Annotated in this window: 20 protein-coding genes and 1 pseudogene; 6 read left to right on the top strand and 15 right to left on the bottom strand. The window is 46.2% G+C overall.

Annotated features, from left to right (window positions below; translation table 11 throughout):
* Positions 1 to 64: 64 nt before the first annotated feature.
* The 4 genes from AC5JL3_RS11840 to AC5JL3_RS11825 all read right to left on the bottom strand — a co-directional run bounded on the left by AC5JL3_RS11840 (position 65) and on the right by AC5JL3_RS11825 (position 7697).
* Positions 65 to 2872: a CHAT domain-containing protein gene (locus AC5JL3_RS11840; protein ID WP_496074677.1), complete on the bottom strand. Its 2808-nt coding sequence runs from the start codon at positions 2870 to 2872 to the stop codon at positions 65 to 67.
* Between the two features lie 10 nt (positions 2873 to 2882).
* Positions 2883 to 5789: a two-partner secretion domain-containing protein gene (locus AC5JL3_RS11835; protein ID WP_496074676.1), complete on the bottom strand. Its 2907-nt coding sequence runs from the start codon at positions 5787 to 5789 to the stop codon at positions 2883 to 2885.
* A gap of 46 nt (positions 5790 to 5835) precedes the next feature.
* On the bottom strand, positions 5836 to 7041 hold the full coding sequence (locus AC5JL3_RS11830; RefSeq protein ID WP_496074675.1) for a hypothetical protein: 1206 nt from the start codon (positions 7039 to 7041) through the stop codon (positions 5836 to 5838).
* A 497-nt stretch (positions 7042 to 7538) separates the two neighbouring features.
* Positions 7539 to 7697: a hypothetical protein gene (locus AC5JL3_RS11825; RefSeq protein ID WP_496074674.1), complete on the bottom strand. Its 159-nt coding sequence runs from the start codon at positions 7695 to 7697 to the stop codon at positions 7539 to 7541.
* Here AC5JL3_RS11825 and AC5JL3_RS11820 point away from each other — a divergent pair.
* Complete coding sequence (locus AC5JL3_RS11820) at positions 7696 to 8031, top strand: hypothetical protein (protein ID WP_496074673.1); 336 nt, start codon at positions 7696 to 7698, stop codon at positions 8029 to 8031. The two genes, AC5JL3_RS11825 and AC5JL3_RS11820, sit on opposite strands and share 2 nt — an antisense overlap.
* Positions 8032 to 8155: 124 nt before the next feature.
* Here the strand turns inward: AC5JL3_RS11820 and AC5JL3_RS11815 are convergent, their stop codons facing one another.
* The 5 genes from AC5JL3_RS11815 to AC5JL3_RS11795 form a co-directional block, all read right to left on the bottom strand.
* Complete coding sequence (locus AC5JL3_RS11815) at positions 8156 to 8497, bottom strand: type II toxin-antitoxin system PemK/MazF family toxin (RefSeq protein ID WP_496074672.1); 342 nt, start codon at positions 8495 to 8497, stop codon at positions 8156 to 8158.
* 69 nt (positions 8498 to 8566) lie between these two features.
* A complete protein-coding gene (locus AC5JL3_RS11810) occupies positions 8567 to 9082 on the bottom strand; it encodes a PIN domain-containing protein (protein WP_496074671.1) in 516 nt (171 codons plus the stop codon).
* Complete coding sequence (locus tag AC5JL3_RS11805) at positions 9075 to 10625, bottom strand: tetratricopeptide repeat protein (protein ID WP_496074670.1); 1551 nt, start codon at positions 10623 to 10625, stop codon at positions 9075 to 9077. The genes AC5JL3_RS11810 and AC5JL3_RS11805 overlap by 8 nt, the downstream gene beginning before the upstream one ends.
* A gap of 189 nt (positions 10626 to 10814) precedes the next feature.
* Positions 10815 to 12236 (bottom strand): 1-acyl-sn-glycerol-3-phosphate acyltransferase, encoded by a 1422-nt coding sequence (locus AC5JL3_RS11800; protein ID WP_496074669.1) that lies wholly within the window; start codon positions 12234 to 12236, stop codon positions 10815 to 10817.
* A gap of 140 nt (positions 12237 to 12376) precedes the next feature.
* Positions 12377 to 13225: a methyltransferase domain-containing protein gene (locus tag AC5JL3_RS11795; RefSeq protein WP_496074668.1), complete on the bottom strand. Its 849-nt coding sequence runs from the start codon at positions 13223 to 13225 to the stop codon at positions 12377 to 12379.
* A gap of 78 nt (positions 13226 to 13303) precedes the next feature.
* Between AC5JL3_RS11795 and AC5JL3_RS11790 the strand changes: the two genes are divergently transcribed.
* The gene (locus tag AC5JL3_RS11790; RefSeq protein ID WP_496074667.1) at positions 13304 to 14638 is read left to right on the top strand and encodes a TrkH family potassium uptake protein; all 1335 of its coding nucleotides are present in this window, start codon (positions 13304 to 13306) and stop codon (positions 14636 to 14638) included.
* A 160-nt stretch (positions 14639 to 14798) separates the two neighbouring features.
* Entirely contained in the window at positions 14799 to 15494 is a 696-nt protein-coding gene (locus AC5JL3_RS11785) for a potassium channel family protein (protein WP_192217965.1), read from the top strand.
* On the opposite strand, the gene AC5JL3_RS11780 is transcribed toward AC5JL3_RS11785, so the two are convergent.
* Positions 15483 to 16955, bottom strand: a complete 1473-nt coding sequence (locus AC5JL3_RS11780) for a tetratricopeptide repeat protein (RefSeq protein WP_496074666.1) — start codon at positions 16953 to 16955, stop codon at positions 15483 to 15485. The genes AC5JL3_RS11785 and AC5JL3_RS11780 overlap by 12 nt on opposite strands.
* Before the next feature lie 299 nt (positions 16956 to 17254).
* Positions 17255 to 18502, bottom strand: a complete 1248-nt coding sequence (gene queA, locus AC5JL3_RS11775) for a tRNA preQ1(34) S-adenosylmethionine ribosyltransferase-isomerase QueA (protein WP_496074665.1) — start codon at positions 18500 to 18502, stop codon at positions 17255 to 17257.
* 151 nt (positions 18503 to 18653) lie between these two features.
* Between queA and AC5JL3_RS11770 the strand changes: the two genes are divergently transcribed.
* Positions 18654 to 19043, top strand: a complete 390-nt coding sequence (locus AC5JL3_RS11770; RefSeq protein ID WP_496074664.1) for a hypothetical protein — start codon at positions 18654 to 18656, stop codon at positions 19041 to 19043.
* Between the two features lie 349 nt (positions 19044 to 19392).
* Here AC5JL3_RS11770 and AC5JL3_RS11765 read toward each other — a convergent pair whose 3' ends face one another.
* Entirely contained in the window at positions 19393 to 19980 is a 588-nt protein-coding gene (locus AC5JL3_RS11765) for a YraN family protein (RefSeq protein ID WP_496074663.1), read from the bottom strand.
* An 83-nt stretch (positions 19981 to 20063) separates the two neighbouring features.
* On the opposite strand from AC5JL3_RS11765, the gene AC5JL3_RS11760 reads away from it, so the two are divergent.
* Positions 20064 to 20576 (top strand): pentapeptide repeat-containing protein, encoded by a 513-nt coding sequence (locus AC5JL3_RS11760; protein WP_496074679.1) that lies wholly within the window; start codon positions 20064 to 20066, stop codon positions 20574 to 20576.
* An 8-nt stretch (positions 20577 to 20584) separates the two neighbouring features.
* Here AC5JL3_RS11760 and dnaG read toward each other — a convergent pair whose 3' ends face one another.
* Complete coding sequence (gene dnaG / locus AC5JL3_RS11755) at positions 20585 to 22693, bottom strand: DNA primase (RefSeq protein ID WP_496074662.1); 2109 nt, start codon at positions 22691 to 22693, stop codon at positions 20585 to 20587.
* 545 nt (positions 22694 to 23238) lie between these two features.
* On the opposite strand from dnaG, the gene AC5JL3_RS11750 reads away from it, so the two are divergent.
* Positions 23239 to 23772, top strand: a complete 534-nt coding sequence (locus AC5JL3_RS11750; RefSeq protein WP_496074661.1) for a Uma2 family endonuclease — start codon at positions 23239 to 23241, stop codon at positions 23770 to 23772.
* A 24-nt stretch (positions 23773 to 23796) separates the two neighbouring features.
* Here the strand turns inward: AC5JL3_RS11750 and AC5JL3_RS11745 are convergent.
* Together AC5JL3_RS11745 and AC5JL3_RS11740 are read right to left on the bottom strand one after the other, a co-directional pair.
* Positions 23797 to 23931: pseudogene (locus tag AC5JL3_RS11745) on the bottom strand (HNH endonuclease); the annotation flags it as partial.
* Positions 23918 to 24166, bottom strand: a complete 249-nt coding sequence (locus AC5JL3_RS11740; protein ID WP_496074660.1) for a hypothetical protein — start codon at positions 24164 to 24166, stop codon at positions 23918 to 23920. The pseudogene AC5JL3_RS11745 and the gene AC5JL3_RS11740, both read right to left, overlap by 14 nt.
* Between the last annotated feature and the right edge of the window lie 71 nt (positions 24167 to 24237).

The raw sequence follows: 24237 nt of genomic DNA, 5'->3' as shown, positions 1-24237 counted from the left end.
ATCTCTTCTTTTCTTGTTTCGCTATGTATTTAGCATACTAAGTACTGAAGAACCAAATATTCTTTCAAAGCCAATTTCCGATCAGAACAAATGGTGCCCAATAAAAAGGATGTTCATAATTGGGTTTGTGTAACAGAACTAACTGAGCCTGACGGAGAGCTTCTGCTTTACTCACCTCAGTCTGGACTAGTTCTTGGTAAAACGCAGCCATAAGTTCGGCAGTCGATTCGTCTCGTACCGACCACAAGGTTGCAAGTGTACTGCGGGCGCCAGAACGCACGGCGAATCCTGCTAATCCCAAAGCCGAGCGATTGTCACCAGTTGCCGTCTGACACGCACTGAGGACGAGTAATTCAATAGGATGTGTATTGGATTGGTTTCTACTTTGAAGTAATTGATCCAACTCTTTGACATTGACGCGACCATCCCAGGTTAGGAGAAATGTGTCCTCTGCCTTGGAACTGAATTGAGCGTGGGTAGCAAGGTGAATGATCGGAAAAGGGAAAGCATTAATCTGCTGTTCTAGTCTAGTTTTGATAAACTCCTGATTCAGAAGTACCTCAGAAGGCAACTCCGAGGCAATTTGCTTGAGTTCAGACTCTACAGCGGGTAGCGGAGAAAAGCCTTGACGAGCCTCAGTGAGTCCACCCGTTAAAACTTTGAGCTGTTCTCGAATTAGCGATCGCGTTTCCAACAACTGCAAGCCGGGACTCAGGGCAATGCTATATTTCTCTACAAGATACTGTTGTCCATCATACAAAGCCGCCATTGGCAGACTCCGCAAGGCGCCATCTAATACGAAGACTAAAGTTTTAACTCCACTTGCCGCTAACTTACTTTCAGCAGGTTGGACGAGCCAGTTATAAACTTGTTGGGAGAGGCGCAAACGCTGTTTATTAGAGAACGCAGGATTGAGAGATTGTAATAGCTGCTCTAGAAGGCTTTCTACTTCACTCTGCGGTAACTGAGTTTGGTAGTAACCTAGAGGTTGCCCTGGCAGTGATACGATTACCGCTAAACGCTCAGGCAAAATAATCGGATAAATCACAGCGGCGGTTGGGTCAACTCGGTCAATCTGCTCTGGCTTAGCACTTAAACAAGCTTGCCGGAAGAAGTTGTCTAATTCCGCTAGCTGAAGTGATTCAATCACTTGACGCGCTTTATCGAGGTTTTCTTGACTGACCTCTTCCTGATTACGAGGAGGTTGCAACAGCAATTGAACTAACTCTCGATAGACAGGTTCTACAGTTTCTCGAAAGGAGAACTGAATATTAGGATTAATAGTCACCAAGTCACTACGAAGAAATTGGAGTGAATTAACGGCTTCCGTGTAAGCTGCTGTCGCTTCAGTTAGCTTTCCTTGCTGTTTGAGAATCTGACCCAGTTGCCACTGCCAGCGATAGGCAGTATCGGAAGCATTAATAGATTGAGCAATTTGTAGAGCTTGCTGAGTAAGGTTTTGAGCCTCCTCCCACTGCTGTGTTTGTTTGTAAAGCTGTCCCAACTGACCAAAGGCATAAGACTCTGCTCTTGGGTCTTCCAGCATTCTTGCCTGTTGTGTGGCTGTGGCTAAAAGCTTCGCAATATCATTTGTGTTTTGTGGGTTACCATTAACGACTGACCATTTCATCAAGCTTTCAGCTAAATTAACTTGAGCGTAGACAGCATCATGACTGACAGGCAAATCAGGTAGTTGAGACTGGATTTGAGGCAATAAGGCTTGAGCCGCATCCCACTGTTTGAGTTGTAGATTTAAGCTTAGTTGATTGAGTTGAGCTTCGAGTTTAGTAATTGGGCTAGTTGCATTGGTTGCTGCCTTAGTGTACAAGGCAAGAGCCGTCGTGTAATCTTCTAAGTCTCTGGCAGTATTACCCAGACTAAAAAAGGTTTCACTGGTATCGAGGGAAGAGTCAAGGCGCTGGATTATTGCCAAGCTTTGCTCTAAGACTTCCTGGGACTTCTGCAAATCTCCCACAACCTGTAACGCAACCCCTAAGCTACGCAACCCAGTCGCCTTGAGGAGGGAATCAGGATAAGCTTGCAGATCTTTATTCACCTGCTCTAGAGTCGTTTGTGCGCGTCGGTACAGTCCTAACGTTTGCAAAGCTTGAGCTTGGTTAATCTGGCTGCCGAATCTGCCAATGTCATCTCCACCATCAGTGTAGGCTGCTTGTGCTTGTTTCCAGGTATCGAGAGCCGCTTGGGCTTGTCCCCTAGCCAGTTGAAGACTGCCTTGAGTATTTAGAGTATGAGCAAAGATCAGTTTTGAATTTTGAGTTCTAAGTTCTAAGTTGTTGAGCCGTTCTAGACTTTGATTAATCGCTGTTTCTGCGGCTTGCCATTGCCCTAAGTCTTGATAGGCTAAGGCCAGATAACTGAGGCTCAAGGCTTGGTTGAGGTAATCATTTTGCGCCTCATAACGTTGAGCCGCTTGTTGCCACAAAGTAGCCGCCTGGGCAAATTGTCCTGCCTCGTAGAGGGTTCTACCTTGTGCAAGTTGGCTTGAGGCATCCACTTGAGACTTTATACCAATTTGGTCTAAGTTTGACAGGTTTTCTTGAACGGCTGCCCCCTTAACAAGAGCGTTTTCTTGAACTACTCCCCCCTTAAGAAGGGGAGTTGAGGGGGTATGAAATGTACTATTGTTTAACCCAATTGGTATTAGACGAGGAATTTCTGTTCCTACCAAAAGGCGGGATTTCGGTTGTTCAGATAAAAGTAGCAAGCTCGATTGAGAGGAAGAATACTGCGCGGCTACAGGCAAGACTGTTGTTACAAAGAAAAGGGTGAGAAAGAACACTATCCAGTGTGAAGCCTGAAGTCTGATAATAGACTCGCCCTTGCGCTGAACAAATTTGTTAACCCTTTTCATCTGATCAACCTTATTTTGAGCAATTAGCTGGATGATCCCAAGGCTGTTGAGAAGTCACATCAGATGTCAAAGCGACTAATTCTACTTGACCAGTATCATTAATCAGCCAACCTTTTGCCTCAGTAAGGGGTGTTGGTTGTTGGTTTTGTTCGGATGGCTGGGATTTCGGGATTTTCTCTTGCTCCCCTGCACCTGTGGTGCTATTGGCGAAACGTAAATCTTGCCAAACTGTCCGACCTCTAAGCGTTCCAGTCGGATTTTCGGGTAAGCCACCTCGTCCGGTTATAGCAAAAGAGTTCCCTTCATTCGCTGGACAGCCAGCGACGATGCGCGAACTATTATCAACAACATTTTCTGGTAACTCAACTAATCCCTGTGAGGGGTCAACACTCAGTTGAGTAAGTTCCACAACTCCATCTACCCCCAGTTTTGAACTGGCTGTAATGTCACTCAGTGGAGTCAGTTGGTCACGTCTCTCAAGACCAAAGATACCTTGGGCTGTGATGTTGATGTTACCACCACTCCCGTTAAAGGCATTGGCGGTAATATCACTATTTTCTCTGGGGATAGCAACGATCAATTCGGCGTTGATCGTAATATTGCCACCATTTCCGCCGCCCGTATCTTCCGTACCCGCCCTCGTAGAAATTTCACTTTGGTTACGCAAAACTAAATCGTCTTGCACTTGCAGAGTGATATTACCTCCCTCACCGAGGAGGCTGGTAGCGGTAATTGTTCCATCATTAAGTTGGATTGCTTGAGCATTGAGTTGAATGTTGCCACCGTTGCCAGAAACATTGACAGCGCTTATTGTTCCTTGCTCACTTAGCACAATTGAGTCAGCCGTTACTGTCAGATTGCCTGCTGCCCCTGAACTTGTGCTTCTGACTCCAATTTCCGCCCCATTCCGAACGGCTAATACAGAGGTATCAATTGTCAAATCACCTGCCATTCCTGCACCACTGGTATTCGCTTCAATGGCGCTAGGTACAATGCCATCACCGATAATTCCAAAGGAAACTTTTTCCACTGAAGGATCAACGCCAGTGGCAAACCCAGTTACTTCCACTGACTCGGACGCATTGATTGTCAGATTTCCGGCTGCCCCATCACTACCCGTTGCCGCTGAGATCTGAGCACCGTTTTGAACACTCAACTGTCTCGTTGTAACAGATAAATTCCCGGCTGAAGCAGTTCCTCTCTGTCCTGAAACAGTCAACAGTGAGGAAGAGGTGAGCAAACCACTCAGAAACCGACCATCGGCGGAGATGCCACTAAGCGCGATGGAATCGGCAGCTACAGTAAGCTTTCCTCCACGCCCACTACCAGCAGAAGACGAGGAGATTTGTGCGCCATCGGCAACAATCAGTTGACCTGTCGTTGTAATTGTTAAATCCCCCGCATCTCCATCACCAAGTGTTGCGGTAAATAAACCGCCAGGAACAGGTGAGAACGCTGGAGGTCCTCTCAATTCGACAAACTCAGCAAGTACAGTAAGCTTTCCCCCACTACCAGTGCTTACACCACTAGTCGTCGTGCTAATGGCTGTGCCGTCCAAAACCCTCAACTGATTAGCGGTAATTGCTAAATCACCTGAATCTCCGTCGCCAGCCGTCCCGGTGAGTAAGAGAGAACCATTAGCAAGTTCTGCCAACTCGGAAATGTTTAGAGTTAAATTTCCTCCCCGACCATCAGCAAATGCTGTAGTTAAGATATTTGCACCGTTTTGCATAATTAACTGGCTTGCGTCAATTATTAAGTCTCCCGCTGCACCACTTATTAAGTCTCCCGTTGCACCACTACGAACACTCAAGCTATACAAGCCGTTGCTAAGGTTAAATGGGTTAAAGGTTCCCTCTAATAACTGTCGTGAGGTTTCTAAAGGAGTTGTTCCCGTGAGTTTTACAATATCAGCGTGGATACTGAGAGTTCCCCCGGCACCAGAACCAAAGGTAGAAGTGGAGACAAAAGCTCTATCTTGGAGGCTGAATTGAGTTGCTTGGATGTCAATACCCCCACCGTCAAAATCGCCAAAGGTTTCAGCAACTAGCTTTGAACCCTCAAGGAGAGTAACGTCTTCTCCTCGCACCCTGATTGTGCCACTGCCTAAACCCGTCACATTGACGGCTGCACCCGTTAACTCAATGTTGCCAAAGTCTTGAATACCTTGATAACCCAAGGTAAAGCCAATGTTGATAGGAGTGAGGCTAACGAATCCAGAACTCGCAACGCTACCTAGTTCAATCTGCCCACCGGAAGCGGTCAGATTGCCCCCATCTAAGGTCAAATCGCCACCGACTAGTGCTAAGGTTCTACCGGAATTTTCCAGTCCAACACGGGGAGTTGCCGTTAGTACACTATCAGCGACAGATTGATTAATAATAGGGGCAGGATTTGAACCAAACTGCAATCCGATTGGAAGATTAATTGTAAGCAGTGGTGGCGCCTGGGGATTTATGGCACTAAACTCACTGTCTGATGCAAACTGAATGCTACTGGCTGTTGAGGCAATAAACGAGCCACCAATATTTAATTGAGCATTTTGACCAAAGATAATCCCGTTGGGGTTGATGAAAAACAGGTTAGCCGTGCCGTTAGCGCCAATCAAACCGTCGATATTGGAGGTATTTCCCCCGGTAACGCGGCTGAGGATATTCTGAACATCCAAAGCGTTGTTGAAAAAAGCGTTTAAGCCTGTGGGGACAGAAAACTCCTGGAAGCTATGAAATAGATGGCTACCAACTTGCGTACCGTCTTCGATCACAAAGGTGTTGCCATTAGAGGTGACAAGAGAATTACGCGGCAGCGTTCCATCTGGTATGATTTGCCCCCTAGCTGTGCTGGCAGTAGCCAGAAGGCAAAGGCTGACACTAAGCCAAAGGTCGTAACAACTCAGTTGCCGGAAAAAGCTGCCCATAATCTTATGGCACCTTTGTTAGTGCTATTTAGATTGTTATCGTCTTTTAGAACTTCTGTCCCACATAAACAGAACGAACTTCGCCATTGCGTCGAATCACAGCTTCCTGGTTCGCTACCGAGACTAAAATCCAGCCACTAGCACCGATCGCTTCTCCCACAGTAATACGTTGAGTGACACCACTAACGTCAAATAAGGCAGCAGATTGATCGCCAAGTTCCAGTAACCCTACAAGAGTATGGTTTGCCACAGGTGCAGGGGATTGCACAGTCGGTGAAGTTGGGACGGCGACCGAGGGGGGCGCTGGCAACCTCCTTGGAGACGGTGCCGCAGCCTGAGGACTGGCGGGTGCTGGCGGTCTTGCGGCTGATGGTTTTGCGGCTGGGGGTCTTGCGGCTGATGGTCTGGTGACGGGTGGAGGTAGTGGAACTGATGACCTGACTGGTGGTGGAGGGAGTTGGACTGATGGTCGGGCTACTGGTGAAATTGATGGTCTAGCTGCAACCGATGGGGCTGAGGGTGCCGCAGGAGTTGATGGTGGATAAACGGGGATGTAGACTCGTTCAAGGACAGTTGGGGCTTGGTTCTGAGCAAGAGTACGATTGCCAGCCGTAGGAACGGGGGGTAGGTTAGCCGCCGTTGCAGTACTCGGTGCCGTACTCGATGCTGTTGCTGGCTTTTGGTTAGCTCCAGTCTTACGGTCAATTACCTCAAGCGATCGCTGCATGTAGCTAATAAACTGGGAATCCGTGTCCGAAATCTGACCATTCTCGGCGGAAGGTGAACCCGCAAAATTCAGCCATCCCGGCAAAGCAAGCTTGGTCTTATTGCTCAGCAGCATAATTGCCATCACAACAAGTGAAGCGACACCGACTGCCAGTAGGACTTTTTCAACAGACCAATTCCACCGCTTACTCTGAACAACGGGGGGGCTAGCAACATCTGTGTCTAGTTGGGCTAGTGATGCCGTATCAATTGAATCATCAAGACTTGGCTGTTGTACCAATTCCTGAGGAGACATTACTGCTGGTGGCATCGTGATTTGCGGAATCACAAGTGATTTTAAGGAGACATATTCCGGCTTAACTGGTTCCGTTGGTAACTTGCTTCCCCCCTCCAAAATCCGGTCGATATCCGAAAATAACTCATCCATTAACTTATCGGCTTCGGAATCTGCCGACCAAGGTTGGATAGAAGCGGGAGCATTCAGTGGCTGACTTGCCCTTTTGTTTGTGATAACGTCCTGAGACATGGATGGCTGACTCTCGTGGCTACAGAATTAACAATGAAGTTCTAAGGCATTGGCTGTCGCTTAGATTACTCAGTGAAATTATTGATGTTGAGACACAATTCACACATAACAGCTAGCTTAAGATGCGCCCTAACTCCATAAATTTTTATAAGGCTAACTTGCTTGTTGTCTCTTTTACACCTCTAACACCGCAAATTTATCGCTAAATGCAGTTTAAACCCGATGATAAGCTGCTGTGCGTCTAAAATGCATAATTTTACTAATTTTTCGGGGAAGATCTAACCCCTGAGTTTGGGCAAGTTTCCGGTGTTAAGCCTGAAAGCCTTACGATGATTGGGATAGAAAGACGAGGACTCAAATTGAAGCTGACAAATGTCTTCCTGCACCAGTCCCTTACGATTCTTGATGTCCAGGAAGCGGCTTCTATTACACAAGAAGCTCAGGAACTAGCAAAAGAGATGGTGCGCTAGCATCGTTTGTCCTAAGCGACTCGTCTTTTAGGGAGTTAAGCGACCGAAGTAGTTGGCAGTGATTGCGATCACGTCCAATGTGTAATCGACAACAACTACTCTTAAGACATCTTCATTCAAGCGATATATACGAGAATTAGGCGCGTTTACTAAATTTGCAGAGGGATAAATAACTACTGCAACCATGACTGAGAAGCGAACAGACGAAAACCCGTATGAGTTGGACAAAATTCGAGATTTAATAAATAGGGTTCAGCAATCAATTGTTGATGTCGAAACACAAACCAACACAATTGAGCAGGCAGACCAAAACCCGCATGAGCTGGAGAAAATCCGAGATTTAATAAATGGGGTTCAGCAATCAATTGTTGATGTCGAAACGCAAACCAACAAAATTGAGTGGCTTAGGTTGTATTTTGCTCTGTATTTTCTTATGAGGAGTAAATCCATTGCCCCTTCTAGCAAAGGTTTTACAGACCACATGGCAAGTGATATAGACGAGAACACGGACGAGGTCTAGGGTTTTCAGTTGAGGAAGTTCTCGGAAATTCAGGTTCTCTGTGGACAAGTGCGATCGCGTTGAGTCTACCAGGACATGCCCAAAATCAGACAAATACCGAAACCTAAACTAACTTAGGCCTACATCACTCAGTTAGCAGCTTGCACAACTTCTCAGCTATGTGAGTTTGTATATCTACTGAGAGTTCTCCTAATTCACGCTGGACTATTAGTGCAGAGACTGTCACCAGTTGATGCAGCCTGATAGCAGAAGGCTGTTGCAATCCTGTAGCGGCAAAATCGGAAAGGTTAGTATCTAACAGGATGTCTGTTTCCAGTAATTTAGCGGGAATTGGACTAGTAATATAAGCCAATATAATATGACGACGCGCTCCTATAGGATTAGTCAAGCAAGCCGCTGGACGCAGTTTATTAACTGATAAATCATCATAGGGAAAAGGCGCTAGAAAAATTTTACCTTTGGTCATTGAATGATTTGCCGTTAGCTAGGGTGTAGATGTCTTCATTCTGGGTCTTTTATGGAATTAAAGATATGACTATATTAAAGATCTATCACTCTCACCCGCTTGGCTAAGGGCAAAATTGACAAGTTTTTCACTCAGGCGGATGCGTCGGTTCCTCATCCTCTGGATGGCTTCTTGCATAGAGAAAGAGCCTCCTTCCTTCTTGGCACGCAGCAAAATGGCGATCGAACCTGTAACTAAGAGACCATTCGATTTAGCAACACGTCTGCCAACTGTCTCATCAATGCAAACGGTTTGAACCTTTTCATTAATAGCTAGTTGAATTACAGATGCTTCACCTCTATCCAGCGAAGGAATAAGCAAAGAAGGAGAAATCTCTAGAGGATTCGACCATCTTTGCAACCAATCGGCAGTCTCAAATTCTGCTACTGCAAATCCACTGGAACCACCTGCAAGTATCTCCTGGCAGACCTCAAAAGGAACTAGCACTTGAGAGTAAAGAGATTGTAGAACTTTTAAATCACCTAGAGCAGCTACAAGAGAAATGAGCGGTGCAGTATCAATCACAATTCTTTCAGTCTCAGGCATTCTCTAGGTCGGATAAAAGTTCCTCTTCTTCAAGGTCAATCATGGCTGCACCATAACTATGTAAATTCAGCAGGAAAGACACTCTATCCGTACCGACTAATTGAGCTGCTATTCCTGAAGATATACGTTTCATCTCAAACAGCTTGACTGCCATTGCCATGCGAGCTTCTTGTTCAAACTGTTCTCGTGTTTGTTGTAGAGCTTCAGGCAGCGCGGCTGGGTAGTTGATTGTGAGTTGTAGTGAATCGGTTGAGTTGTAGATATCTTCTTCAGTGTCTTTTAGGTAATCAAATAGTGGATTACTTGCTGATGCTTGGAGCAATTCGCGCTCGTCTATTTCTCCTTCTTCCCCTTCGCGTTCATCCTGAATTAAAGCCTGGAATCGCTTATCGTCTCGAATGCTGTCAAAATCTAATTCAGTTTTTGCCAAATTTCGCCATTGATCGGGATCAAGATTGATGGCTTCTTGCAAGTTTTCAATAGCCTGCTCAACATTGCCTTGCAGAGCATAACAACTAGCTTTGTTGTACCAGGCTTGCTGAAGGTTAGGTTCAATTTCCAAAGCTTTGTCGAAGCTAATGAGCGCTTCCTCTAATCGTCCCAATCTTCTCAGTAAATTGCCCCGATTGTTCCAGGGTTCGTGGGCATCGGGTTTAAACTGTATGACTCTGTCGTAGCTAGCAATCGCTTCATTTAAACGTCCCAACTTCCCAAGCACAATCCCTCGGTTGTACCAGGCTTCGTAGTAGTCTGGTTTGAATTTTATAGCTTTGTCGTAGCTAGCAACTGCTTCCTTTAAGCGCCCTAAGTCATCCAATGCAATGCCCCTATCGTACCAAGCTTGGGGAAAGTTCGACTTGAATTCTATGGCTTTGTTGTAGCTAGCGATAGCCTCTTCATAGCGTCTTAGATTTGACAGTGCTACGCCTCTGAGGTTCCAGGCTTCGGGTAAGTCCGATTTAATTTGTATAGCTTGATTGAAGCTAGTAATCGCCTCCTCATAACGCTTTAAGTAGAACAGCGTAATACCACGGTTGTACCAAGCTTCGGTGAAGTTTTGTTTAATGAGGATGGCTTTGTCGTAGCTTGCGACTGCTTCTTCTAAGCGTTCTAAGTTCCATAGAGCAGCACCCCGGTAGATCCAAGCTTCAGGAAAGTTCTGTTTGACTTGCGTTGCTCGATCAAAGCAAGCAAGTGCTTCATCTAAGTGTCCCAATGTCCACAGCACAATTCCCTGAATGAGCCAGACTTCATGATTATCCTGTTTTAGTTGCAAGGTTTTCTCGAAACTAGCGAGCGCCTCTCTAAAGCATTTTAAGCACAACAGTGCCATGCCCCGGTTGTACCAAGCTTCGTAGTAATCCGGTTCAATTTCAAGGGCTTGGTCGTAGCTAGTGATCGCTTGTTCTAAGTGTCCTAGTTTAAAAAGTGCATTGCCTCGGTTAAAAAAGGTGTCGTTGCTGTCGGGTTTAATTGTCAGGAGCTTTTCAGGGTTAGGAAGCGCTTCCGCTTCTTTAGGGCGTTCTGATAGGAGGCTACTCATAGAGGTATTTCTTCCATTCAAGTTTTGCCAAGTTGGTCATTTGAGCATTGATGGATTTGCCTTTCACCTACCCCTAATATCTCCTACGAAAGCCTGATAATGCTTAATTCTTGGGCAAACAATCCAAATCTAGATTCGTGCAGGGGAGAAGAAAATGCTTTGTCTGAATTAGTGCGATCGCATCTTCTTTCAATCCACTCCTGATACAATCAAACCCTCCAGAGCGTGTTGAAGGTCTTTCGTAAGCTCAGCAACAGCTAGTCTCGCCCCGTTGCGACTCGCATGATAGGCAGGGTAACGGTCTGAAACTGATAGAGGCTCTCCTATAGTTAGTTGCACTTGTTGCTTACCCAAGCGAGGGCGATGGAAGGGATTGCTTCCCTTAATCCGAGTCACCATATCCCACAACAGCAAGGTTGTCTCTGCAAACCGCTCTACTGTTGGTTTTTCAATAACATACTGTCCTGTTACTGAAACAAACGTTTCTACCAGTCGCATGTGCCACATCCGTAGGTTTGCTTCCTCCGCTACTCGATTCGCCAATCCGCGTTCTAGAGGAGAAAGCGCTTTTACATTCTTCAGTTCTTCCCGATAGATGTAATTCCAGCCAGCTTGCTCTAAACGACGACAACGATCTATCACACTGCCTTTTGATGGCAAGTTAAAATACGCCTCTGCAACCTGTAGCGCCGTGTTCTCTAGAGCTTGAAGACGAACTGCTAGAGCTTCGTTAGGACTGGTAGGTAAAGTATTGCCTTTCCTGGTTGGGATTTGATGATAAAACCGAGTGTAAAACTCCTCCATTAATGACAGTAAATGTTCGCCCAAACGATACAGCCGTTGATAAAGAGCGGTTTGAGTTGGTGAAAGGTGAGTGGGTAGGTTTGCACTTTCTACCTTTAACTCGGCTTCTGATAAACCACTCGCCGCTTCCAATTCACTCAAAAGCTTTTCGACAGCATTCCAAGGAGCATCAACATAACTATATTGAATCCCCACTGGCACAATCAATACTTGCTCAGAGCGTCCCGCCTTCAGCAAATCTTCAGCACACCAAAAGCCTAATTGAGCAATACCTGGCTCTAAAGCGCTGATAATCTCACTGTGACCATTAACAGCCCCTTCTGGCGCGGCTGCCATTGGAAACTGACTATTGGCAAACAAATCGCGTGCCTTTCGCAAACCTGTCCAATCTGCCTTACCCCGATGGATGGGAGTGCCACCCAAGCGAGAATAGAGCCAACCGATATAAGAACCTGCCCACAGAGGAATCCCTCGGTCATAGATAAAATGGGCATGAATTGGGCGCTGTAACGATATACCCTGTTCTCTAGCGACTTGTGGCACCAGCCGCCAAAGCAAATGAGTCATGCAGAAGGGGTCATCAACGCTGGGATGGCGAAAGGCAAGCAGGAAGCGGATTTTATTATCCTGAAACTGGCGATACAGATCGACTAAAGCTTCGACGTTCTTTGCTTCAATTTTGCCGATTGAAGTTTGCGATCGCATCCAGCTAGGCGATACCTGTTGAGCGACTCGTAAAACTAAGGGATTAAAAGCTGGTGGAATAAATTCCAGGGAAGGCTGAGCGTGGATAATCGAATCGGGCAAGGTCGTTTTCTCCTGAATAAGCGATCTATGCTAGCGCAGCAGCGTTGACACAGATTTTAGATTTCACAAAAACAACGATTATCCAATCTGGAGAGTCAATCAGTAAGCCATTGGTACACATCAATATGTACCGATACATATCACTTATTTGCACACAGCAACCCAAACCGAATCAACCCGCGACGATAGCCTCGACTCATTAAACCGAGCGAAAGGGCAGCCTGAATTGTACTCCAACCGCTTTGGAGCAAGCCGAAAATGGCTTGAGGCTCAAAGGTGGAATCAATCACGATATCCCAAAATGGTGCAACGGCATCAGACCAATCAGCAGTACGGATGTTTTGGAAGGGGAGACGATGTGCAATTGCTTCATACTCCGGTAGCGAAATTACATAAGGTAAGCAGTAAACTCGGTAAATTTCCGCTAAGTGCTGCTGTTCATCTATCGTTAGTTGTCCTGTTGCTGGCGTTATCGGGCGATGACACCAGGTTGCCATGAGAAATGTCCCGCCTGGTTTAAGTACCCGATAGCACTCTGCCAAAAATTTCTCCTTGTCGGGCATGTGTTCACCACTTTCCATCGACCAGACAAAATCAAACGTCTCATCGGCGAAAGGCATATCTAGGGCATCGGCAACCTGAAATTGAACGGCTGCTGCCAACCCAGCTTCTTCTGCTCGTTCAGTTGCTCTCGATGCTTGCACTGGGCTTAACGTAATCCCTGTCGCATGAGCATTAAACTTCTCTGCCAAGTATAGAGAACTACCGCCAATGCCACAGCCGACATCGATAATTTGCTCAGCTTGCCTTACCTGGGCCCACTTCAGCAGTTCTTCAATCAGGTCAATTTGTGCCTGTCGGCGGTCTTTCTTCTCGTTGCCAGTTGCACCGTAGTAGCCGTGATGCATGTGTTCGCCCCAAACCTGTTCCCACAAACCGGAAGAAGCGTCATAAAATTGTTGAATTTGACTCTGTATCGTTGATGTCATCCTTGACTCCTAAGATTCCACTCAAAGTAATCTAAAATCGCTGTTTAATCCTATCGTTGCCCTTATCCACATCCATCCATGACCATCTCGCGAACTGTTTGCCTGGGATTCCTTGCGCTGATTACTGTCGGGACACTTTTACTGATGATGCCTTTTTCCGCTAGTACTGGGACGTGGATTCCCCCACTGGTGGCTTTGTTCACAGCGACTTCTGCTGTCTGTGTCACGGGTTTATCGGTTGTAGACCCTGGAAGCTATTTTTCTTTCTGGGGTCAGTTTCTGATTGCTGCTCTTGTTCAGATTGGCGGGTTGGGCTATATGACAACAACAACCTTTCTTATCCTACTCGTGGGGCGTCGGTTTGACTTAAGGCATAAGATAGCGATTCAACAAGATTTGGATCGACCCGGTTTACAGGGCAGTACGCTAATAATCCGCTCGATTGTAGCAACTACACTACTTTTTGAAATTACGGGAGTTTTTCTACTTCTACCTGTTTTTGTTCCAGATTTTGGGTGGCAACGTGGATTATGGTTTGCTATCTTTCATAGCATCAATTCTTGGAATAATGCAGGTTTTGGTCTATTGAGAGATAATTTTATAAGCTATCAATCATCAATATTATTAAACTTGGTTGTTACAGCGTTAATTATTTTTGGAGGTATTGGTTATCGGGTGATTTTTGAACTGTTTTTGTGGTTACGCGATCGCCTTCTGAATAAATCACGACGAATCGTATTTTCTCTAAACTTTAAAGTATCTATCAGTACGACACTCTTTCTTTTAGCTTTTGGCACTGTTGCCTTCTTCTTAACTGAACTCAACAATCCAGGAACTTTCGGTTCCATGAGTTTGGGAAATAAGCTCATGGCAGCTTGGTTTCAATCTGTTACTACTAGAACCGCAGGATTTAATACGATTGATTTTAGTAAAGTGACGACGACGGGTCTATTTCTTACTATTGGTCTTATGTTTATCGGAGCCAGTCCTGGGGGTACTGGGGGTGGAATAAAAACAACAACATTGCGAATTTTATTCTCTTGTACGAAGGCAATTTTGCAAGGGAAAGAAGAAGTTGAACTGTATCAGCGTCAAGTCCCCCTGTCGTTAATTTTGAAAGCAATTGGTGTTCTGGTTGGTTCAGTAACAACAGTAATTATTTCACTCGCTTTAATTTCCCTGACAGAGCCAAAGTTTGATTTTATTCAACTCTTATTTGAAGTTGTATCAGCCTTTGCTACTGTGGGTTTGTCCACTGGTATTACAGCTAGCGTCTCAGCTTGGGCAAAGCTAGTTTTAATTGTGACAATGTATGTTGGACGAGTTGGTGTCTTACTACTAATGGCAGCTCTCCTCGGAGACCCTCGACCTAGCGCAATTCACTATCCAGAGGAGAATGTATTGGTAGGATAGTCTGCTAAATTTCGGTATAGACAAAGTACTCGAACCGATTGATAGGCCCTAAGGTCTATCCTCAAAGGAAAGCAAATTCAGTATAGTCTGGATTAAGTTTAGTGGCTCAAGGTTCGTTGGGTGCCTAATTACACCTATTTAGAACAAAGGTATAAAGTGTGTGAATCTGTCTAATTTTGGATTTTTTCGCAGTCTACGTCGAGACAATCAGCAGTTTGCAGTTATCGGTTTAGGGCGTTTTGGTCGAGCTGTTTGCTCAACGTTGCACCGTCAGGGGTATGAAGTGCTTGGGATTGATGTTGATGAAAAGCGAGTCTCTCAATCCTTGACTGACCAAATTGTTGCCCATGCTGTGCAGTTGGACTCGACACAACCAGGGGCGCTGAAAGAAGCTGGGATTTTTGAATTTGATACAGTCATCATTGCAATTGGCAACTATTTACAAGAAAGCATTATTACTACGTTAAATGTGAAGGAATCGGGTGTCCCTAACGTTGTTGCCAAAGCCTCTTCAGAAGTCCACGGGAAGCTGTTGCAGCGAGTGGGTGCTGATCATGTTGTGTATCCAGAAAATGAGGCAGGTTGTGCCTTGGCGCGATCGCTTACAAGACCCGCAATCCTAGAACGTTTTGACCTTGACCCCAACAACAGTATTGTGGAAATCTTGGTGCCAGAAGAATTTCATGGCAAAACGGTTACAGAACTTCAACTCCGCTCTCGTTATGGCTTGAATCTCCTAGCAATCGGTCAAGATGACAAGTTTGAGATTAACCCCGACCCAAACAAGCGTTTACACAAAGGTATGGTGATGGTTGTGATTGGCTGCAACCGAGATATTGATCGCTTACCGATTTGATGGACTTTTCTGGCTAGGGGCAAGGAAGGGGGATATATCAGGTAGCCTATTAGGCTGTCCTGTAGAGGGTTGCATTGGCTGGCTTCTCAAGGGAGTTGTCGGTGTTGTCGTGGGTGCTGTAGACGGTTGCCTTAGTTGATTTCTTGAGGGAGTTGTTGGCGTTGTCGTGGGTGCTGTAGACGGTTGCCGCAGTTGACTTCTTGAGGGAGTTGTTGGCGTTGTCGCAGGTGCCGCTTGGGTTGGCGCGAGTTGCCGAACATATTGGTCAACCTCACTGCTTCTTTGTAAGTTACCTTCCTGACTAAACAGATTTCTGGCTTCCATCAGATAGGAAATCGCTTCCTCTCGCCGTTGAGCTTGATCTAGTGATACACCTAAGCTATAGTACGCCTCTGACAACCTGGGGTCGAGACGGATTGCTTCCTGATATGCTGCGATCGCTTCTGGGTACCTTTCAGCTCGTTGTAGTGCTACCCCAATGTTGTAGTGTGTTAGAGCGTTACCTGGCTCAAGTTGGGTAGCGGTTCGTAGAGCGGTTACAGCGTCCTCGTACTTACCCATTTGGGTCAAAGCCGCTCCTACACGTTGGTAAGCCTCAACGTTGTTAGGTTCCAGGCGCGTTACCTCCTGAAAACGAGCGCCTGCTGCTGCCGTCTCACCTTGTTGGGCTAAGATTAAACCTAATTGGTACTGCGACTGAGCCGATTTCGGGTCAATCTCGGTTGCAGCTTGCATCGCTACTTCAGCTTCTTCCAAGCGGTTTTGCTGAAATAGCAATAGACCTAACTGGTATTGAGCTTCAACTAATTTTGGATTGCTCTCCACGGCTTGTTGAAATGCTGTAATGGCAGGTTCACTCTGACCTTGTTTTGCCAAAAGCAGTCCCAAATTATACTGAGCGACATCAAAGTTGGGGTCTGCGCTAACGGCTTGGCTGTACTCATTAAGCGCGGCTTGTGTATTCCCCTCTGACTCAAATATTACTCCCAGGTTATAGCGAGCAGGTGCCAAGGTCGGATTGAGGGAGAGTGCTTGTTGGTACTGGACGATCGCTTCCTCGGTGTTACCCTGCCGATACAAGCTCAAACCCAGGTTGTAGTGAGCTTCTGCCATATTTGGGTCAAGCCCAATAGCAAGTCGGTACTGTTCAGCCGCTTGCTGGTATTGTCCCTGCTGGAACAGCGTATTCCCTAACAAATAACGTGCCATCGGAATAAACGGGTCAGACGTCAGCGCTTTCTGAAAAGCTCGCTCTGCCGCGTTGAATTCACTGCGAGTATATTGTGTTACGCCTTGTTGAAAGTAAGTCGCCGCCTCCAAATCTTCAGTATATAAACCTTCAACTAGCTGCTTCGTGCGCGTCTGCGGTTGCACACCAGCAAAGGCATGATGAGGCATTGTTAAACCGAGACTAAGAATCGCGGCGGCAAACAATGATATTTGTTTAGAGTGTTTGGACATGGTAGAAGACCGTCCTCGGTGGCTATCAGCAATTGAGTTATCAGCTTTTTATCCAGATTTGAATCTGTCTAAAGAGTTGTTAGTTGTTGGTTGTTCGTTATTGGTTATTAGTTTTTAGTAGAAAAAGATGACTAAAGGACTAATCATCTAGTTCCCGCTGCGCCTGAAAATAGGTAGGGGGAGCAGAGGAAGCCGGGGGAGAAGAATTTTCATTTCTTCGTTCGTGAGCTTTTGTCTCATAGTGTCTAACTTGCCAATCGTTGTCTAACAACTAACAACCAAAGACTAACAACCAAAGATTAAAGAGTAACAACTTTCCTGGATTCTGGCAAAATTAGCATGGCATCCCCAAAGGAATAAAAGCGATATTCATGTGCGATCGCTTCTTTGTACAAATCCAGCAAGCGCTCACGCCCGATCATTGCACTCACTAGCATCAATAAACTCGAACGCGGTAAGTGAAAATTCGTAATCAACCCGTCCACTGTCCGCCACTGGTAGCCGGGATAGATAAATAACTCTGTCTTGCCTCTAAAGGGTTGCAGTTCTCCACTGGCTGCGGCACTCTCCAAAGCTCTTACTACCGTTGTTCCCACCGCAATGACTCGACCCCCTTTGGCTTTAGTTTCTCGAATCTGTTCCACTGTTGACTCGGATACCTCCACCCACTCACGATGCATTTTGTGAGCAGTGACATCATCCACTTCCACAGGTCGAAATGTCCCAACACCCACATGTAGAGTGATTGATGTCTGCTGAATTCCCTGTTCCTGACACCGTTGTAAGAGTTCGTCAGTAAAGTGTAGCCCAGCCGTGGGTGCTGCGATCGCACCGTTGGTTTGAGCATAGATTGTTTGATACTGTTCCGGTGAGGCTTGGGTATTTGTGATGTAAGGAGGGAGAGGAATTTGACCATATTGCTCTAGCAACATTGCCAAAGACGCTCCTGTCGGAACATCAAACTGTAGAACACGGCCGTTAGTTGCCTCATCCCTTGCCATAACAGTGGCATTCAGTGTAGGGAGTGGGGGAGTTTCCCCATCGCTTAATTGGGTAGGGGTAGGGGATTGTGTTCTATCTGTGTGCGCTTCAAATAAAATCTTTGCCCCTGGTTTGAGACGCCTACCCGGTTTAACTAAAGCTAACCAACAGTTATCCTGCTGCTCCTCTAGCAGTAATACCTCCACAGGTGCCCCCGTAGATTTATAGCCATAAAGCCGTGCTGGGATAACGCGGGTATTATTCAGTACCAACAAGTCACCCGATCGCAGCAAGTCGGGTAAGTTATGGAAGATGCTGTGAGTGTGGTAAGTTGGCGAATCAACGACGAGCAGACGCGAGCTATCTCGTTGTGAGAGCGGTGTTTGAGCAATCCGCTCTTGTGGAAGCTCATAGTCATAGCTAGAAAGCAAGCCGTCTATCTCAGAGGCAGGAGGCGAGAGGTGAGAGGAACGAGAGACACATTCAGTCTCTTGCCTAGTAATAGAGGTGTCCAGGTATTGAGACTGGGCATCCAACGAGTCCGTGTCTTTGTCAATTCTTGTCATCCGTTATTCTACTGAGCGACTATCGCTCCATGAATCACTAAATTGGGTAGAGTCCCCTATCCAATATCGGGTGCTTTTCCCCTATCGCGTAGCAGTTCCTCTTGCAAGAATTAAGGTATAGCACTTCCTTGGACTCAAGCCAAGCATTTCTATGGATTACCTCTACTTCTTGGCGAATGCCAGTCTGACTTTACGAGTGGTTGAGTATCTAAACTCGATGTCCCAGCTACCCGTTCAATCGATGACGGTGATTCATCAGATTGACGGCTGGGTGATTAAGGTCAAAATGAACCGTCCTCTCACACCTCACCAGCATGGAAACTTCCGGGCGTACATGAACGAATTAGGGATTCCCTACGACCCCGAAATTCGTTTGCAAATGGCGCTTTGGAGCCTAGAGACAGGACAATCACCCATTGATGTTATGCGTCGCTATCAAGTCGCCGTGGTTTCTCATGGTTGTCCCGATAAGAGCGACATCGAAGCGTTTCGCCAACAGTTCACTATGGGCTTAGGATACTGCCCAGAGACTCTGGCTTAAGTAGCAATTCCAAGCACTTCAAGGCTTGGAACTGTACCTTCTAAGCCAACATACATCATCCAAAAGCAGGCTACGCTTGTTTACCAGATTAAGCGCCTATACAAAATAGAACTTTAGGAAAATTATTTCTTGTAGCACCTCTGTTGTTCCTTTGATTAAGGAGAGCAACGGGGGTCAGTTTTTGGAAGACCGAGGACAGGAGGCAGAGGGCAGAAGGGATAAGATAATTCAGATGGGGATTTACCTGTTCATGGAAAGACCGCTTGTGCCCTTGTCAGAAGGTTTACTTTCTGCCCTCTACCTTCTGCCTTTCTTGTTGAAGAGGGAACGGGAAATCTCTTTGGTTGTCTCAATCAAAGGCTGACTCAATGTAGTCATGCAAGCAAAGCCGATATCCTGCAATTAATACAGGTTGACCCAGTTGTACCTGTGGAACTGCGATCGCTTTATCAATTGCTGATGAGGCAGAGGTATCTGTGTCATTACGACGCGGACGGGGAGATAGGCGCTGGCAGCTAACGAGAGCAACATCAAACCGACAGGGAAGGTTAGCTAAATCTGGATGTTCTGCTAGAAATAGCTGAGCTGTTTGCCAGAGTTTAGCTTGTTTTGAGGGCGTAATTGCTAACAGACCATCAGCATCCCAGTTCCTCTGACTGCGAGTTTTGACCTCGACAAATGATAAGAACGAGTGAGAGGGTAAAGAGATTTTTGCTTTGGCAGCACTTTTGCGATCGCGTAAAGGCTTCTCCCCTATTCCTGCAACTGGGTGTCGTTGCACAATCAAGTCGATTTCTCCCCATCGGCAATGCCAACGATGATGCAAAATTATCCCACTTTGAGCCTGTAACCACCAAGCTACCAGCCTCTCTCCCAATTCGCCTACATTAAGCGTTTGGTTTTCAGGAATTGGAGTACGGTCAACCCATAAATTCACGGCTGTTCCTTACTGGTAAGATTGATGTGGTCATTCATTAACAATTTCTGTCAACAGTACGGCTTTTTGTGGCTCAAAACAGTATGACTTGTCGGCAACGTCTGTGTCTTCCAGCTATTTTGTCTAGTTTAGTTCTCTTCTTGGTGGCTAGTGCCTGGATGTTCACTAGCTTCACTTCCCCTGTTCTAGCTGAAGATTACAACAGAGAAAGTTTAGTGGGTGCAGATTTCTCAGGTCGTGTACTGACCGACGATAGTTTTACTAAAGCAAATCTCCGTAACAGCAACCTCAGCCATACAGATTTAGAAGGCGTGAGTTTCTTTAGTGCCAATCTAGAATCCGCTAATTTAGAGGGAGCTAACCTCCGTAATGCGACTCTAGACACTGCCCGCTTAACCAACGCCAATTTGAAGAATGCTGTCCTGGAAGGAGCATTTGCCTTTAACACCAAGTTTGATGGCGCAAATATTGAAGGGGCAGATTTTACAGACGTTCTGTTTCGTCAGGATGTCCAAAAACAGCTTTGCAAAGTTGCTAGCGGTACCAACCCCACAACTGGACGCGAGACTCGTGAGACACTGTTTTGTGATTACTAAACTTCTACTTAACCGATCGCACTTCCAATAATGTCTGATAGGTTGAACTGACGGAGTTGGTCTAGTTCCAGGATTCGCTGAGTAACGGCGTATAGTTCCTGCCAGTAATACTCTCTGCGTTTTAAATCAGTGGAGGGGTCTAGCTTTTGCCACTGCTCAAGACAATAACGCCGATGTTTTTCACAGGAGACTTTCTCAAGACAAGCCGCTGCTGCCCGAATCAGTAGTGGCGCACGAACAAGGTCTTCTTGCCGCCTCTCGTCTAGATGGAAGAGATGGGAAACAACCGCGATCTCATTGGGAAATTCAAGACTTCGGTCTTGCAACAATGAGATTAATCGGTCGGGTGTATCGTTGTGCCATAGCGTTGCGCTGCTGCGTTCGCTCTTGGCGTTGCCTAAGGCTATCGCAGATCGTGCAGGCGTTTGCAGTCCTAAAATTTGTTGCCACAAAAATCGGTGATGCGAGAGGCTAAAAAGCAAATCTTGCGCTTCTAGGGTATCAATAATGGTCTGTCGGTATTCTGGGCAGTGCAGGTAGATGCGTAGAAGTAAAGCTTCTGCTTGTTCTAAAAGGTTTTGTTCTGACCCAACGGGTAGATTGAGATGAGAGCGCTGGTTTGAGGAGTTTTTTTGCTTAGGCGATAATTTCTTACTAGAGGTTAGAACTGGCTTCTTGAGTTGAGCCTGTAAATTTTCGATGAATAGGGGTACTAGTTTCGTTTGCCCCTGGCTGAGTAATTGGGCGCAGTGGTTGACGTAATAGGTATGTTGGTTGATGTCCTCCAACTTGTTAAGTAACTTCACCATCTCTTGAGCAACTTGCTGAAACTGGGAGGCATCTTTTAGGTCTTTACCAATCAGGATTTGGCTGATTTGCCATTCTAGCCAAGAGAGAGCCTGATTTTGTAGTGCTTTAAGCTTATCCTTTGACAGACTACCTAACCAATCTTGGTGTAAACTTGGACTTCTCCCTTGGTTATCTGATCCACCAGTTCCTAGCTGGTCTTGATAACTAGCTGGATCATGTTTTTCCAGAAACTCATCGGAGTCTTTGGCACCGAACTTGCTAAGGTTAAGGATTCTTAGATTTATTTGTCCTTTGTAGACAAGATCTGCAATTTCTCCAATTGCCCTTCCCGCTGCTTTGTTCCCAGCTTGATCAGCATCAAAGTTGAGGATAATCTGTTTTGATTCAGTGTAGCGTAGTAGTTGCCTCACTTGAGCTTGACTGAGAGCCGTACCTAAAGAGGCAACTACATTGGTAATTCCTGCCGCATGAAGGGCGATCGCATCAAAATACCCTTCCACAACTACAGCTTGGTCTTGTTTGCTAATCGCGTCACGCGCTTTATCAAGAGCAAAGAGAGTTTTCCCTTTATCAAATAGCTCAGTTTCCGGTGAGTTGAGATACTTAGGTTGCTCATCCCCCAAACTCCTGCCCCCAAAGCCAATCACTCGCCCTTGAGTATCACGGATTGGAATGATTAAGCGATCGCGGAACCGATCATAATAACCATTCCCCTCCTTGCGAGGCACAATCAATCCCGCTTGCTCTACCTGCTGCACAGGCTTCCCTTTCTGTTCAACCAAGTATTTGTAAATGGTTGCCCAACCAGCAGGCGCATATCCTAGTTGGAACTGTTGAATCGTTTCCTCTGTTAAACCCCTCGTCTGCTGCAAATAGGTGAGGGCGTGTTCTCCTAGTGGTTGTCGCAGTACGTGCTTGTAGAACTCAGTTGCGATCGCCAGAATCTCATACAGTTGCTCCCTCAGTGATAGTTGACGCTGCAACTCTTGGCGTTGTTCTGGTTCTAAGGTTTGAACAGACACATTGTAGCGCCGCGCTAAATCTAGCACCACATCACTAAAAGAACGCTTTCCTACCTCCATCAAAAACGTAACGGCATTGCCACCTGCACTACAGCCAAAGCAGTAGTACAACTGCTTCATCGGACTCACGCTGAAGCTAGGCGACTTTTCATCATGGAATGGGCATAAGCCAATATAGTCCTTACCACGCTTGCGTAAAACAACGTGTTCGGAGACAACATCAACAATGTCAGCCCGTTGCTTGACTTCCTCAACTGTGTCCGGATGGAGGCGAGGGATTTCCACTCTTACGATCTAAGTATTTGTATAAGTTATTCTAATTCAAACGAGTCTTTACTCCTGAACTCCTTTCAAGCAGCAAAACTATTAGTGCAGTAATCTATGCACTTCCACTTCCACTTGCGGCAATGCTAACGGCGTAATTATCCCCGTTGAATACTTCACCACAGATTGATACTTTCCATTGTTTGGTTCACGATGCACCCACAACTGATTACCTGAGCTATGAAAGCAGCTATTTGAGTATTCTTTGTTCTATTATCCTTAAACGTATCGTGGTCTGGTGACAGTGAAGGCGATCGCATTTTGTAGTCTGTCGCGACGCACCCTACAAGAACTCTTTCAACAAACGCAAAAGGCATCTTTAAATGTTTTCTACAAAAGAACAGCAATGCCCAACCGACCAGATTTGCGATAGCGCTTCGCGCTGCCGCAAGGCAGATCGCGTTTCGGTCAATCTGTGCCACTAGATAGGCGATCGCATCTGCTCACAGAAACTTGCTGTAGCGTATAGAAAGATTTGGTACGATAGGGCGAAGCGAAGGTAGCTTATGACTTATACTCCATCAAGATTCCTGACTTTTGAGGAATTTCTGAATCAGTACGGCGATAACCCACGCTACGAACTTGCTGATGGAGAACTCATAGATATGGAACCTACGGGACATCACGAAGCGGTTGGGGGGAAGCTGGCAACAAAAATCAGTGTTGAGATTGAGCGGCAGAACTTACCTTGGCTGATTCCTAGAACTTGCATCGTTAGTCCTTTTGCGAATGAAGCCACTGCGCGTCGTCCTGATGTTGTCATCCTTGATGAAACAGTGCTATCAAACGAACCGCTTTGGAGTCGAGAACCTGTAATTACGCTGGGGCGTTCCATTAAGCTGGTCGTTGAGATCGAGGCGATTGCAGGTTGCCCGTCCGGTTGGAGTAGTACCAAGGATACGTGTGCCGTCAGCTGTCCAGATGAAGTGTTCAGACCAAATCTGCCGACGGGGGTTAAACAAGGGGGTTTCTTTTCCTGTGTCAGGATCGGTACCTATGGTGAAGTTGTAGCGTCTTTCGTTGCAACGACGACAGGCTAAAGCGAGATAATCGAGATTATCTGTGCCTCCGAGGGATTGGGGTTGGAGATGGTCGATGGAGAGAGGGGCTGTACTGAGAAGTTCAGGGTAGTGACAGTATTCGCAGCGAAATTGAGCGCGTTGTCTGACTTGCTCATAGAGGGATTTAGGAATGGGCATTGTCTTGAGCAGCGATGACAGCGTTGATATAGCTGAAGATGTCATCGAGTTCGCCGATCGCCTCTAGTTCGATTTTTTCGTCTGGGGTAAGGGTATCCAATTTGTGCTTATCGAGGAGTTCTTGCATCCGTTCGCCCAGCTTATCGGTAAATTTGAAGAGGGTGAGGTTGTTGATGCGTTGGATGCAGATGCCTTCAGGCAGAAATTTGGAGGGTCTAACCAGTTTAGCAGTCATGACTCGCTCGTCTGAAGTTTCCTTGATTTTATCCCTAATACCTGCCACCAAGACACAGAGCTGGAGCGATC

It is taken from the genome of Symplocastrum torsivum (assembly GCF_059505465.1).
Note: the sequence above shows the minus strand (reverse complement) of the source record. Positions and strands in the feature narration are given on the sequence as shown.

Excerpts from the sequence above, each read along its gene's own strand:
- AC5JL3_RS11780 (WP_496074666.1), bottom strand. The coding sequence starts at position 16,955 with ATGTCCAAACACTCTAAACAAATATCATTGTTTGCCGCCGCGATTCTT.
- AC5JL3_RS11840 (WP_496074677.1), bottom strand. The coding sequence starts at position 2,872 with ATGAAAAGGGTTAACAAATTTGTTCAGCGCAAGGGCGAGTCTATTATC.
- AC5JL3_RS11835 (WP_496074676.1), bottom strand. The coding sequence starts at position 5,789 with ATGGGCAGCTTTTTCCGGCAACTGAGTTGTTACGACCTTTGGCTTAGT.
- AC5JL3_RS11820 (WP_496074673.1), top strand. The coding sequence starts at position 7,696 with ATGACTGAGAAGCGAACAGACGAAAACCCGTATGAGTTGGACAAAATT.
- AC5JL3_RS11810 (WP_496074671.1), bottom strand. The coding sequence starts at position 9,082 with ATGCCTGAGACTGAAAGAATTGTGATTGATACTGCACCGCTCATTTCT.
- AC5JL3_RS11740 (WP_496074660.1), bottom strand. The coding sequence starts at position 24,166 with ATGACTGCTAAACTGGTTAGACCCTCCAAATTTCTGCCTGAAGGCATC.
- AC5JL3_RS11805 (WP_496074670.1), bottom strand. The coding sequence starts at position 10,625 with ATGAGTAGCCTCCTATCAGAACGCCCTAAAGAAGCGGAAGCGCTTCCT.
- AC5JL3_RS11770 (WP_496074664.1), top strand. The coding sequence starts at position 18,654 with ATGGATTACCTCTACTTCTTGGCGAATGCCAGTCTGACTTTACGAGTG.
- queA (WP_496074665.1), bottom strand. The coding sequence starts at position 18,502 with ATGACAAGAATTGACAAAGACACGGACTCGTTGGATGCCCAGTCTCAA.
- AC5JL3_RS11830 (WP_496074675.1), bottom strand. The coding sequence starts at position 7,041 with ATGTCTCAGGACGTTATCACAAACAAAAGGGCAAGTCAGCCACTGAAT.
- AC5JL3_RS11825 (WP_496074674.1), bottom strand. The coding sequence starts at position 7,697 with ATGGTTGCAGTAGTTATTTATCCCTCTGCAAATTTAGTAAACGCGCCT.
- AC5JL3_RS11760 (WP_496074679.1), top strand. The coding sequence starts at position 20,064 with ATGACTTGTCGGCAACGTCTGTGTCTTCCAGCTATTTTGTCTAGTTTA.
- AC5JL3_RS11750 (WP_496074661.1), top strand. The coding sequence starts at position 23,239 with ATGACTTATACTCCATCAAGATTCCTGACTTTTGAGGAATTTCTGAAT.
- AC5JL3_RS11815 (WP_496074672.1), bottom strand. The coding sequence starts at position 8,497 with ATGACCAAAGGTAAAATTTTTCTAGCGCCTTTTCCCTATGATGATTTA.
- AC5JL3_RS11790 (WP_496074667.1), top strand. The coding sequence starts at position 13,304 with ATGACCATCTCGCGAACTGTTTGCCTGGGATTCCTTGCGCTGATTACT.
- AC5JL3_RS11795 (WP_496074668.1), bottom strand. The coding sequence starts at position 13,225 with ATGACATCAACGATACAGAGTCAAATTCAACAATTTTATGACGCTTCT.